This is a genomic window from Mesorhizobium sp. USDA 4775, assembly GCF_054062655.1.
Genome location: NZ_JBSSFM010000001.1, coordinates 2,306,014 through 2,318,759 on the forward strand (window position 1 = coordinate 2,306,014; position 12,746 = coordinate 2,318,759).

Sequence of the window (12,746 nt, forward strand, 5' to 3'; positions counted from 1 at the left end):
ACTGGGCCCATCTTGCCCATACCGACCTTGCATGAGTTGCGGCAGTCGAGGTCGGCCCATACCGACCTTGCATGAGTTGCGGCTTGCCCAGCTTGACCTATGCCGAAGCGACCTGGACCCAGACACTGCCGGATTGGATTGGTTCACACGTCAGGATGTTTCGTCGAGGTCGGCCCATACCGACCTTGCATGAGTTGCGGCTTGCCCGTGTCACGGCGTGCGTGCATTCTGGGGCGGCTGCGCCCATACCGACCTTGCATGAGTTGCGGCTTGCGGCCTGTGAGAGCGTCGAGCGTGTCTGGCAAGCCTTCCGAGCGAAGACTACGAACCGAGTGGCGTTTGGCCCGCGTCTCGACGGATTACCACGTCGAGGTCGGCCCATACCGACCTTGCATGAGTTGCGGCTTGCCCGTCCGGCGCGGTCGAGAACAGCATCATGTTTCTTGCTCGTGTTCGGCTCCCGGCGAGGCGGCATCTGCCGGCATGGCTCCCGGTTGCGCCGCATCATCGATCCCACCTTCATGCGCGGGCTCTTGCGACGCCTCGGCCTGATCCGCGCCAGCACTTGCAGTGAGGCCAAGCAGGCCGCGCAGGCGCTCCATCAGAAGATGAGCCTCGTCGCCACGGCCTTCGAGATAGGCCGCCGCGCGGTCCATGAATTCCTCGTCGGAGCCGAAGGGTGTTTCAGCTGGGCGCGGCGACGCGGCGTGCAGCGCCTTGACCTCCTGAAGAACGATGGCGTCGAGGTCGGCCCATACCGACCTTGCATGAGTTGCGGCTTGCCCGTGCATGGGAATCTCCCTTGGTTCAACTGTTGCGCATCAGCGCCGTTTCATCGAATGTCGTGCTGTTGGGGTCGTAGAGCAGCGGGCGCTCCCGGTCCTGCAGCCAGCCTTCGTAGTTCCTGGCCCGCCTTGGATGCATGGCCTGGCGGGTGAGCCGGGCTGCCTGGACCAGGATCTGGCCCGGCTGCAGATTGCGGATCGCGGTGTTTACCCTGGGGTCGGCCCGGCTCGGCTGCCGGTAGTGTTCGACAATTCTCTGCGCGATCGAATTGTTGCCCTTGGTCATGCCGATGCTGAGCGGCCGGTCGCGGTCGATGCCGGCGCGGGTGATGCGATAGACCTGCGGCCCCGGTGCCAGGAACGGCCGCAGCAAAGCATCGACGTGTCCGCCCCGGCTCACGGCGGTGCGCGCCGCGTCGATCGCCGCCAGCGAGACCGGCGGCGTCCAGCCGCGCCAGCCCGGCAGTTGCGACCCGCGCGCCCGCATCGAAGTCTGGCCGCGTGCCGGCCTCGGGGTGCGCCCGCGCCGTGTGGCTGTCTCGTCGAAGGAAGCGACGTCTCCGCAACTGCCGCAGCCGCAACTCGGAAAATGCCGGCGCCTGACCTCGACGGCGCGAAAGCCCTGCTGCCGGCGACAGCGCGCGCAGCCGCATGGCGAGCGGTGAGCGACTGTTTGCGCGGCCTCGTTGACCAGCGCGTCGAGTTGTTCGTCGAGATATGACATGCCGATCCCTTTCTCGTAACTCGTTTTCCCCTCTGGCTCGGATCTAGCCGGATCCGGCCACCATGCTTGCGTCCGATGCCGTCGCCCGCCGGCGCAGCCTTGCCACGGTTCGTTCCCTCTGCTCGACGGTCGGCAAGGGAAAGGACGGCCGTGCCGGTCGGGGTGGGCGAATGTCCAGGTAGCGCGCGATGTTGGCGTCCGGGCTGAGCTCCAGCTGGAGAACAGAGGCAGGCGCTGAAAGCAGCGAGACGACGCCCGGGCCGTGACCCGCGACAGTGGAGTCACTGTGCACGATGACGCCAACCGACACATGTCCTCCCAGCCGCGACCGGCCATAGCGGTTGTCGGCATCCATGATGCCGACAATGTCGCCGAAGCGCAGAGATCCGAGCTTGTAGCGCCGCACCATGCCGGGATCGGACATCTGGATGTCGTAGTCGCCGCGCAGCACATTGTTGCGGCCGAGACCCGAGCCCATGACGCGGGCAGGGATGCGGTGCGTCACCTTGACGTGGATCCTGCCGTTGCGCTCGACGGGGCGCCAGCGCGCCAGCAGCCTTGGCGAGCAGTTCCAGATCGCGACGTCGGGATAGTCGGTCAGGCGCAGGCCAAGCCCGTAAGCCCAGACCTGGATCCGGTCGCCGATCGCCATCTGCCGCATCGCCGGCAGCGGAAAGTCGATCAGCACGGTGTCGACGCCGCCATGCTTGCCGGTCACCACGCCGCGTGCGCCGACCGCGCGTCCTGACGTGACGATGGCGTGGTTGCCGACGCAGGAATAGCTCTGTAGCGCCTGGTTCGCGGCGTCAGGGTTGCCGCCGGCGGCGCGCGCTTCGTTGCGGATCGACACTGCCGGTTCGACATGGTCGCCGGCCAGCCCGACACAGGGGTCGCCGACGCGATGGTTGAGCACGATGCCGCCGGTACCCGGCAGCGAGCGCGGCCTGCCGTCGTAACCGATGCGCCATGGCGTGCCCCTCTCGGTCGGCGATGCCACTTGTCCGGCGACGCTGATCATCACCAGGTCGCGCGCATTGGTGCGCAGCCCATGCACCGGGTGGATGCGGGGCGGTTTCATGCCGCGGCCTCCGCCGGCACGACATCGTACCAGAGCGCGCAGGCATTGCGCCAGGGATCGTCCGGCGTCCCGTCATCGTGGTCGGCCGGATCTTCTAGCGCCCAGTCGGTCTCGCTCCATCCGTCGGGCAGCGCCAGGATGACCGGGGCGACCACCTGCACGATCGCCGCATTGCGGCCGCTCGCGGCGATTGGAGCCGCGGCGGGCCACAGCGCCGGGCCGGACCATCCGGGGGTTGCTCCAGGATGGCGTTTGGCGGGAAATGCCAGCCGCTCGAGATAGTCGCACAATGGCGGCCTGGCGCCGTCATTGCCGGCGATGGTGAGAATGTAGGTGCTATCGGGCTGAAGCGCGGCGGAGAGCGCGATCACGTCGCGCGCGCATTCGTCGAGCGGAGCGGCGGTGCCGGCCGCATCGCCAAGACGTGTTTCAAGCGCGGCGCAGCAGCCTTCAAAGCGCGGTAACAGGGCTGTTTCCTCGCGCTCGGGCAGCGCGCTCTCATACTGGGCGTCGCCGATCCAGTGCACCCGCGATGACAGGCGGCCGTTCTGCCACGCCCGGCGCCACGGTTCGAGCTCCAGGGTCAATTCCCTGAGGATGGCATCGCGCGTGCCGGGGGCGAGCCAGCCGCCTCCCATCTGATCGGGCCGGCGCCGATAGTACTCGTCGTTGTCGAGCAAGGTGTAGAAGCCGCGCGGCAGCCACACCCGCGCTGATTGCGAAAGCGTTACCGTCACAAGCAGCCCCATCGGCGACAGCGCCAGCGGGGCGTCGATGACGATGTTCGGCGGCTTGGCCGCGAAACGCCCCGCAAGAGCAAGTTGGTGGTCCATCGCAGACACCCTTCAGTCCCGGCGAACGGTTCAGGCGGCTATTCGCGACGCGGTGTTGCGGTTCAGCCCATATGACCAGTGCACACGATCGCCGTCGAGGCCGGGGAAGCGCCGCCCTTCGCGTGTCAGCCGGTAGGCCGCCAGCCATGCGTCGGCCTGCGCGCCCATCTTCTTGGCGTCCGCGTCGAACTCCTCCGGCGTGATCGTCGTGCGGAAATCGTTCTCGGCGATGTATTGCAGGATCCTGCGCCCCGCATCGGCCATCTTGGCGCGTTCCGACATCTCGGTGGCGCCGCCCAGATGACGGTTGGCGACGGCTTCGATAACGTCCCATTTGGTGTTGGCGTCGAAGGATTTCTTGATGTCCGGTGCGTCGAACAGCTCGAAGATCTGCTGTACGTACTGTCCGGTTTCACGGGTCAGGGCCAGGATGTTGCCATAGCTCGAACGGTCGAGGTGATAGCGCAGGTCGGTGCCGACGCGCTGCACCGTGGCCAGCGCTGCGAAGGGCCGGTCGTTGATGGTGGAGCTGCCGCGAATAACCTGACCGATGGTCAGATCCTGGAAGTACTGCGACATCGCATTCATGAAGGCGACCAGCTGGAAGTGGAAGCTGCGGTTGACGATGGCTCCGGCGGGCACCGGGGCGCGACCGTAGTTGAAGACGCGTCGATAGGCGATCAGCCGGTCGCGGCGCTTGTAGCGGATGGGGCGCCATTTCTCGAGGATGTAGAGCCCGCGCGCGCCGGGGCCGCGCTGGATGCGGATCTGGCCGTTCTGGAACAGGCGGCGCAGCACATCGACCACCTGGAACAGCTTCATGCGGTCCATCTGGTAGATGTAGTAGAGCTCGGCCGATGCCTGAAGCTGCGGCGGTATGATCGATTCGTCGAAATCGTTGCGCAGCAGCGGCATCTGCAGCGAATCGAACGGCTTGATCGGTCCGTCGCCGAAGCCGACCAGGTCGGCGAAACTGGTGGTCTTGGCACTGGACGAGCGATCAAGTAGTTCCCCGTAACGACCCTCGAATTCGCTCTCGAAAGCGGCGCGGTCAGCCGGCGACAAACCCGCCAGCTCGTCCCTGAAGAAGCGCTGGAACAGCCGCTGGATGACCTGGTTGGATTCACTAGCCATAATCAGACCTCATCTTGCTCGAATTGGCTGCTCATAGTTCTCAGGCACTTGGTTTCTCAAGCACTTGGGATCTCAGGCACTTGGGTTCTCAGGCACTTGGCGGCTGTTGGCCGCCTGACGCTGCGTCCTGGCTGGCGGCGATCGCGTTCATCACGGCTGGCGCGAGGTCGAAGAAGCGAACCAGTTCGCTATCGGTGACGACCGACGGCAGGCCGCCACTGAACGTGTTGGCATCGCGCAGGCGCTTGACGAACTCGTTGCGGCGATTCTCCTGCGGCTTGCCCTTCTGGAATGACACGATGTCCTGCAACGACGCGAATTTCGCCTGGTTGAACCAACGCCCAGCGATCGTCCGGCCGACAATGTCGCCCGACGTGTCGACAGCGGCGGCATAGAGCGCCGTGACATTGTCCTTGTCGCGCAGACCAAGCGACTGCACCGTTTCATCCAACCTGTTGATCGCCGTGGTGATCTCGCCGAGCTTCTTGTCGATGGCGTCGCCATCGGGCAGTCCAGTCGCGATGGTTTCGATCGCGGCTATCAGCCGGTCGAAAATCTGCTTCGACCGTTTTCCATCGGGGAACTCCCTGATTGCGCTGGCAACGTCGCCGATGGCGGTCATGGTCCCGTCGCCGCTGGTGACGACCTTGTCGGTCAGCCGATCGATCGATTGCGGTGTCTCGGCCTCGATCTCGAAGCGGGCCTTGACCCCGGCGTGGAACTTGTTGGCCGGGTGGTAGGGAAACGGAATCTTCGCAGCCATTGTCGTGCTCCTCTCCTGCCAGCTCAGGCCGACCAGTAGTCGGGACGGTTCTGACCCATGCTCGCCATCGAGCTGGCGATTGGCGAGGGCATCTGGACCGGGCTCGGCAGATTGGTACCAAGGCCGAACATATCCTGGAGGATCGCGCGGATCATCCAGCGGATCAGCGACTGATTGTTGCGGAAATTGAAGACGTTGAAGTCGCATTGCGGCGTCAGCGAACGCACCAGGCGTTCCGTCTGGTCCTCAGCCTGGTAGGCGATACGCAGCTCACGCACCATCAGCGACTTCAGGCCCGGGTCCCAAGCCCCAGGAGCGCCGAATGGGTCGAGCAACTCATCACGGATGACACCGAGCTTGTTTTTCAGCTTGTCGCCGAATTCACACAGAAGCACGCCCGGATTCTTCAACTGGTCGGTCAGGTCCAGCGCCGCGCCGATGGCGAGGCCAACGGCGGTAGCCCGCCTTTCCTGTTCGCCGAGGCCGTCCGGATCCGTGCCGACCGCATAGAGGTCGATCGCTCTGTCGAGCAGGAACAGCAGGTAATCCAGCAGCACCTGGCAGGAGATGTCGTCGTCATCGCAGCCGCAGCCGGCAAAGCAGTCGACCTGCTCGAGCAGGAAACCGCGCGCGATGGTCAGGTTCATCAGGCGGATGGCACCCTGGTCCGGTCCGCCGGCGCCGTAGAGGCCATAGACGATGATCGGCGGGCGCGCCACGTAGAGCAGCCGCGAGCTGCCTTTCGAGACGAAGGCGTCGACGAACAGCTGCAGGCTGGAGACGAATGCCACCAGCGGCGGCGATTCCGGCGGGCCTGAAGTGATCGGCACGTCGATCGGAACCGGGATGCTCTGGCCTAACTGGATCAGGCGCTGGAAGCGGTGGACCAGCATCGCCGACGCGGTCGACAGCTCGCGCAAGCCTTCGACGCTTGCGCCGGTCGAGAGGTCGACAAGGTCGTCCATCGCTTGCGACAGTGCGTTCTCTTCCAGCAGCGCGCGCAGATCAGCCTGGCCGCCGGCCTCCAGCTGCTGCACCAGATTTCGGTAGGCCTCGATGCCGCGCGGCCAGTCTTCCTGGCCAAGCGTGCTTTCGACCGAACCGGTCAGGCTGCGCAGCGCCATGATGACGGCGTTGCGGCGTGCCTGCAGTTCTCCGGCGGCCGAACGCACGATCGAGGTGCTGCGGGTGATGCCGTTGGACGCCAGCCCCTCGCCGATGGCGACAAGAATGAGCCCCGCCAGCACATCGCAGCTCTGGGCAAACCGCCTGAACAGGATGGCGCTGCCGTCGGTGAGCGTGCCGACATAGCGCGCCAGGCGCGAATACTCGCCGAGCTGGCGGCGCGCCGACATGGCACGGTCGTGATTGACCGAATCGAGAGCGAGCCTGGCGGCAGCCAGCCCATCATTGGCGAGCTGCCGGATCGAGCGGCCCCAGCCGATCATCTCGATGCGGATGTCCTTCAGCGGCGAGGAGGTCGAAAGCGTCTGCAGGTCGCGTTCGAGATCGTCTTGCGCCTGTGCCATCTCGACGGAAGACGGGCCCGTGTTGCGGGCTTGCGGCACATAGTCGGGCACGCTCGAATAAGGCAGGCCGGCTTGTTCGCGTCGATCCCTGTCTGCTTCCTCGGGATAGAAGTTCAAGAGAGCGTTGGCGATCTGGTCGGGATCGCGCGGGTCACTGACGCGAAGCGTCTTGCGCAGCAGATTGTCCACGGCAACCGTGGCAGGAGACCGAAATTTCGAGACCGGGCTGGCGGCGGCTGTAAATACGTCGACCATGACATCTCACCTCATGCAACGAGTGCGGCTGGGGACGGTTGCGCAGTAGGCCGTCGGTTTGCCTGACGCTGGGCCAGGTTTCTGATGACAAGCTTTGCAATGGCGTCCGGTTCGGCGCCGGCCTCCAGCGCGAAACGGCTGGCCGACACAAGAAAACGTGGCGGCAGGTCGGGCACTTGCCCCGCCGCGATCTGGATTCCGCCACGGCGGATGCGGGCTTCGTCGGCGCGCGTGAAAGGGATGGCGTCGGCCAGCGCGTGCTGCCCAAGACCCCGGCGCGGCTGGTAGGCGATCTCGTCGACCACCGCCGGAACGACGCGAGGAACCGAAGCAAGCAGGACCGGAGGCAGCCTGTGGCCGCGCGCCGGATTGTAAAGGCCACGCCAGACGCGTTCGGCGCGCGCCGCCTCGGCGGCAAAGCCCATGCGACGCAACATCTCGGTCAAGATCAGAACCCGGATCCAGCCGGTTGGATGCGCCCCGCCGGGGCGATAGGTGAGGGCCCGCGCGCCAGGATGGGCGAGGAATTCCATCATACCCCAGACCGACGCGGTGCCGCCGAGCAGCAGTGCGGCGAGGTCGGCGAAGATTTCCTTGTGCCAGCGGCGCAGGATCGTCACCACCAACGGGTCGAAACGCATCGAGACCAGGCGGTTGGCGACCGCTTGCGCGTTCTCCTGCCATAGGCCCATGTCGGCCTGCAGATTGTGGGCGACCTCGTGCAGGAAGACCGACTGCCAGGGATTGTCGCGATCCCACGGAATGCGGATCACCGGGAACGGATTGCTGTCGCCGAGCAAGCGGGCAAGGGCGACGCCGCGACGCTGCGTGGCAGGCGAATAGCCGTGTTCCATGTAGGTCAGCGGTTTGAGCAGCGGGCCGCCGAAGACGCCCGGCAAGGCCGCGCGGACAACCGTGTAGCAGTCGAGGGCGATCGCATCATGGGCGGCGAGCGCCGGCGCGAAGCCCGAGCCGCGCTGCGACATCACCTCGAAGAACATGCCGAAGGTCCGGCGCAGCCGATCGATCCTGCGGTCGAGCATCGCCATCTGGGAGAGCGCGACCTCGGCCGTCGCGGGCGGCCAGCCGCGCTCGATCTCGGCGATATGCCGGTTGATGGCGTTGCCGATGGTCGCCAGCCGCTTGTTGGCGGCATGGAAGTGAGCCCGCGACGGCGCATAGGGCAGGTCTTCGGGACGAAGTCCGATGCGCCTCGGTGTCAGGCGGTTGAGGCGTTGTGCGCGAGCCTTCAAAGCCCGCAGCTTGGTGTCCAGGAACCGCCTGGTCGAAGAACCCGTGCGCATCGCCGCGATCCTTCTTGTTGCACCGACTGGGTTTAATTGGGCCGGATGGTGATGCTGACCGGACCGCGGATCACGATACGCCGCCGGCGCCCGTGATTTGGGCCATATCCGCCAGTCCAACCGCCTGGCCATCCGCCGGCAGTCCGCCCCAAGGCCCGTCCGGCGATACGCGCCAGGTTGCGTCCTGGGGCCATGCCGGCGCGAACCGCCGCCGCGGTGCGGCGCACGATCTGGCGACCAGCCGGCAAGGGCCTGGTCAACTGCCGGCGCAGGCCGTGCCCGCGCGCCGCGACACGGCGCGCGGTACGCGCCAGGACCAGCGGCCGGACAGACGCCGGGGTGCGGCGCGTCACGGCCGTTCGGCGGACGCTGTTGGCGATGCGCGGCAGAGCGCGGATCGCTGTCGGCCCGCCACGATTGACGAGCTGGGTGGCGGCGCGGCGCACGGTGCGAACCGCCTGGGTGCGTGCGGCCGCGGGCATGCGCACCGCCACCGGGCCAAGCACTCGCCTCGTCGCAAGCGCGGCCACAACGGGAATGGCGGCACGATTGCGCACCGCGAGCTCGGCGAAGGCGTCAAGCGCCTCGTCCTCGGAGGCTTCGTCCGCCATCAACTGGCCGACGACATTGGCGATGCCACCAATCGCGGTGCCGTAGCCGGGAATAAGGCTGGCGACTGGTGCCACCGCGCGAGCAATGCGTCCAATTGTGGGAGCGGCACGCCTGACGGTGCGTACGACGCCGCGCACGCCGCGGGCGATGCGACGGAAGAACTCGTCGCTGTCTTCAGCCGCAAGCGCGTAGCTCATGGCCTGGTCCCAGGCATCGTCGTCGGACTCATCGCCTTCATCGAAACCGTCGCCTTCGTCGAACTCGTCACCGGCATCGAATTCGTCGCCGGCGTCCATCTCGTCGAAGCCCGAGGCCTCGAATTCGTCGCCTTCGTCGAACTCGTCGCCTTCGTCGGCCTCATCGAAGCCGTCGCCCTCGTCCATTTCGTCGAATTCGTCGTAACTGTCGGCAGGGCCTTCCGCTTCATCAAAGGCAAGGTCGTCGAACATCGATTCGTCATACCCGTCCATCTCGAGATCTCCTCTTGAGCGATCGGCCCCTCAGGGGAGCGGGACCAAAGCGATTAACGCCGGTCGGGATAGTCGCCCTCGATACAATAGCTCTCAAGTCGACAGGAACGGGTAGTTGAAAGGTGGTCGCCAATATCAGCGACTGTTCAGTCGAGTGATTTTGTGCGTAATCATAGTTACAATGCAGATATTATTTTATCTTTATTTTCATAGTGGTCGATGAGAGGGTGGATTGATGTGGCCCAATCAAATCGTGAGCGACCACCAATATTTCGCCCTACGGCCTTGGACTTGCCAGCTGAAGGGACGGTGATATCGAAGCAGCCGCCGCGCAAGGCAGAGCGACTCCCACTCCGCCTGAATTCCCTCGGATCGCGATCATCATCCGCTTGCCCCTGCGAATGGAAAAATTGTTCGTCACGGCCGCGCCGAAGGGCCGATCGTTCCTTTCCCGGCCATTCGAAGTCGATAAGACTAGCGCGCAATGATGGCGGCCAGGGTCGCGCAAAAGTGCCGCATGTTCAATCGGCTGGGTTTTTCGGACGGAAATTTCAAGCAACATCCGGAAAGCACTGGGAAAGGAGCTTGATATGCCCAGAATAGTGCCTGTGCTCGATCTGAGCCGTCTTGAACAAGGCGCGTCGGAACGCCGGACATTTCTGGCGGATCTTCGTTCCGCTTCGCGCGACATTGGCTTTTTCTATCTGGCCGGACATGGCATCTCCTGGGCGGAGATCACAGAGGTGCTCACCGCATCGCGCCAGTTCTTTGCCTTGCCGGAGGCCGACAAGCGGGCGATCGAGATGCTCAAGTCCTCGCAGTTTCGCGGCTACACCCGCGCCGGCGGCGAACTGACCAAGGGCAAGGAGGACTGGCGCGAGCAGCTCGACATCGGCGTTGAACGCCAGGCAATCGCGCAAGGGCCAGGAATTCCCGCCTGGACGCGGCTGCAGGGACCGAACCAGTGGCCCGCGGCGCTGCCGGATCTCAAACCGGCTCTGCTTGCCTGGCAGAGCAAGGTGACGGCCGTGGCGATCCGGCTCTTGAAAGCCTTCGCCCTGTCGCTCGATCAGCCCGAGGATGCCTTCGACCCGATCTACAGCAGCGAGCCCAACCATCGCATGAAGATCGTGCGCTACCCCGGCCGTGATGCAACCGGCGGCGACCAGGGTGTCGGCGCGCACAAGGATGGTGGCTTCCTGACCCTGCTGCTCCAGGATGACAATAGGGGGCTGCAGGTCGATTATGACGGCAGCTGGGTGGATGTGGACCCCATTCCCGGCACGCTCGTCGTCAACATCGGCGAATTGCTTGAACTGGCCTCCAACGGCTATTTGCGCGCGACCGTGCATCGTGTCGTGACGCCGCCCGCCGGCGTCGAGCGCATTTCGGTGCCGTTCTTCTTCAGCGCCAGACTCGATGCGACGATCCCGCTGCTTGGCCTTTCCGAGGAGCTGGCGGCGCAGGCGCGGGGGCCGGCCAGCGATCCGGACAATCCGCTGTTTCGCGATGTCGGAACCAATGTGCTGAAAAGCCGGTTGCGCTCGCATCCCGACGTCGCGCGGCGCCATTATGCGGATCTGCTCGAAGGGGAAAGCCGGGTTGGCTGAGCTTCCTGGCGAACAAAGGATAGGATTTTCGCCATTCTGTCCGATCTTTGGAAAACAATTCGTCGTATCTACCCGCGAATCGGTTCAAAAGAGAAAAATCCGTTCGGTGTTTTCCTCCCATTTCACCGAGCGGTGTTCCCCTCTGAAGGTTATGACCTTCTTTTTGGCCGGGCCGGTTTCGCGCCCGGCCTTTTTCTAGCCACGTTGCGCGTTGCCGTCGCCGCGCCGATCCGGCAAGTTTCACCACAGCTCATTCGCCTGCCATCGACCGCAGTCCCGTGGAAAGAAGGAGAGGTTTCATGACATCCAATGTCGCAATCATCGCTGGTGTGGGTTCCGGCTTGAGCGCCTCGCTGGCGCGCCTCCTCGCGAAGGAAGGGTTCAGCGTCGTTCTGGCCGCCCGCAACATTGAGAAGCTTGGTGCCTTGCAGGCCGAGACCGGCGCGCAGGCCGTGGCAACGGATGTCTCCGATCCCGCATCGGTGGAGCACCTGTTCGATGTCGCCGACAAGGCCGGCCCGCTCTCGCTAGTGATTTTCAACGCCAGCGGACGCGCCCGCGGACCAATAGCGGAGCTCGATCCCGAGGCCGTCCGTCAAGCTTTGCTGGTTGGGGCCTATGGCGGGTTCCTGGTTGGCCAGCAGGCGGCTCGCCGGCTCGTCGCGCGAGGATCGGGCTCGATCCTTTTCACCGGCGCGACGGCCAGCGTGAAGGGGTTCGCCGGCTCCGCCGGTTTTGCCATGCCAAAATTCGGCTTGCGCGGCCTGGCCCAGTCCATGGCCCGTGAACTGGCGCCGAAGAACATCCACGTCGCGCATTTCATCATCGATGGCGCCATTGCCTCGGCCGCGTCCGGACAGGAGTCCGGGCCGCAGGATCGCCGGCTGTCCCCGGGCGCGATCGCCGAGGCCTATCTCTCCATCCATCGCCAGCACCGCAGCGCCTGGACTTGGGAAATGGAGCTCAGGCCCTGGGTTGAGACCTTCTGATGGGGCCGGCGAGGTGCGACGTTCCGGGAGTCGACATTGCATGGGGATATCACTATATAGCGGCGGCTTCGACCGGCGCGCCCAGCGCAGCCCTCCGGAGCGACTGTAAAAATGTGTTACGCATTGCGCCATCATTTGTGACCAAAAATCGGCTGGAAAACCGGAAAAGCAAATAGAAACAGTGGCGCGAAGCTGGGTTGATCCAGCTCACGGAAGCAACCCTCCAGAATCAGAAATGTGCTTGAACCCTCGATTTCCTTCGGCTCTGTGGACCCTGCACGGCATTGACTTGCCGGCTCGCCGCGACTCGGCTGGAATGGGAGCATGCATCCTTTGCGGGATGCCGACGTTTATGATTACCAACCGGCTTTGCCGCCAGGGAACAGCAGTATGAGTGAACACGCGATCGAGTTCTTGCGGGGATGGATCGGCGAAAAGGTCCATTGCCAGTCCCAGGCCAGGATCGACAAGCAGGCCGAGACCTTGGCCAGGGAATGTGCCGCCAAGGCTGCGGAAGTCGGTATTCCCCTGGAGGATATCCAGGAAGAAGTCGGCGACATCCAGGAGCTCATTGCCTCCCGGCTCGAGGAAGCCGCCGAGGCCGACGAGAACCAGCAGGCGGCCGGCAAGGCCGCGGAATAGATTCTACCCTGAACTTTC

At 64.7% G+C, this 12,746-nt stretch carries 12 protein-coding genes; 3 read left to right on the plus strand and 9 right to left on the minus strand.

The annotated features are described in order from the left end of the window. Positions 1 to 434: 434 nt before the first annotated feature. The 9 genes from ACVILI_RS11070 to ACVILI_RS11110 form a co-directional block, all read right to left on the minus strand. Positions 435 to 791 (minus strand): hypothetical protein, encoded by a 357-nt coding sequence (locus ACVILI_RS11070; RefSeq protein ID WP_019860050.1) that lies wholly within the window; start codon positions 789 to 791, stop codon positions 435 to 437. A gap of 16 nt (positions 792 to 807) precedes the next feature. Beyond that, positions 808 to 1,509, minus strand: coding sequence for a hypothetical protein (locus tag ACVILI_RS11075; protein WP_069091418.1), 702 nt, complete (start codon positions 1,507 to 1,509; stop codon positions 808 to 810). A gap of 43 nt (positions 1,510 to 1,552) precedes the next feature. After that, positions 1,553 to 2,587 (minus strand): DUF4438 domain-containing protein, encoded by a 1,035-nt coding sequence (locus ACVILI_RS11080; RefSeq protein ID WP_019860048.1) that lies wholly within the window; start codon positions 2,585 to 2,587, stop codon positions 1,553 to 1,555. Beyond that, on the minus strand, positions 2,584 to 3,420 hold the full coding sequence (locus ACVILI_RS11085; protein ID WP_038644874.1) for a hypothetical protein: 837 nt from the start codon (positions 3,418 to 3,420) through the stop codon (positions 2,584 to 2,586). The genes ACVILI_RS11080 and ACVILI_RS11085 overlap by 4 nt, the downstream gene beginning before the upstream one ends. A gap of 30 nt (positions 3,421 to 3,450) precedes the next feature. After that, the gene (locus tag ACVILI_RS11090; RefSeq protein ID WP_019860046.1) at positions 3,451 to 4,554 is read right to left on the minus strand and encodes a hypothetical protein; all 1,104 of its coding nucleotides are present in this window, start codon (positions 4,552 to 4,554) and stop codon (positions 3,451 to 3,453) included. A gap of 88 nt (positions 4,555 to 4,642) precedes the next feature. After that, a complete protein-coding gene (locus ACVILI_RS11095) occupies positions 4,643 to 5,317 on the minus strand; it encodes a hypothetical protein (RefSeq protein WP_038644876.1) in 675 nt (224 codons plus the stop codon). Positions 5,318 to 5,340: 23 nt separating this feature from the next. Then, positions 5,341 to 7,101 carry a hypothetical protein gene (locus tag ACVILI_RS11100; RefSeq protein WP_240564756.1) on the minus strand — a complete coding sequence of 587 codons (1,761 nt, stop codon included), beginning with the start codon at positions 7,099 to 7,101 and terminating at the stop codon, positions 5,341 to 5,343. 11 nt (positions 7,102 to 7,112) lie between these two features. Further along, positions 7,113 to 8,405 carry a hypothetical protein gene (locus tag ACVILI_RS11105; RefSeq protein WP_038652198.1) on the minus strand — a complete coding sequence of 431 codons (1,293 nt, stop codon included), beginning with the start codon at positions 8,403 to 8,405 and terminating at the stop codon, positions 7,113 to 7,115. 32 nt (positions 8,406 to 8,437) lie between these two features. Further along, positions 8,438 to 9,487 (minus strand): hypothetical protein, encoded by a 1,050-nt coding sequence (locus tag ACVILI_RS11110; protein ID WP_019860042.1) that lies wholly within the window; start codon positions 9,485 to 9,487, stop codon positions 8,438 to 8,440. A gap of 590 nt (positions 9,488 to 10,077) precedes the next feature. On the opposite strand from ACVILI_RS11110, the gene ACVILI_RS11115 reads away from it, so the two are divergent. From ACVILI_RS11115 to ACVILI_RS11125, 3 genes are all read left to right on the plus strand, one after another. Continuing rightward, positions 10,078 to 11,097: an isopenicillin N synthase family dioxygenase gene (locus ACVILI_RS11115; RefSeq protein WP_019860041.1), complete on the plus strand. Its 1,020-nt coding sequence runs from the start codon at positions 10,078 to 10,080 to the stop codon at positions 11,095 to 11,097. A 299-nt stretch (positions 11,098 to 11,396) separates the two neighbouring features. Further along, positions 11,397 to 12,086, plus strand: coding sequence for an SDR family NAD(P)-dependent oxidoreductase (locus tag ACVILI_RS11120; protein WP_038644881.1), 690 nt, complete (start codon positions 11,397 to 11,399; stop codon positions 12,084 to 12,086). 390 nt (positions 12,087 to 12,476) lie between these two features. After that, a complete protein-coding gene (locus ACVILI_RS11125; RefSeq protein WP_019860039.1) occupies positions 12,477 to 12,728 on the plus strand; it encodes a DUF768 domain-containing protein in 252 nt (83 codons plus the stop codon). Positions 12,729 to 12,746 lie beyond the last annotated feature (18 nt).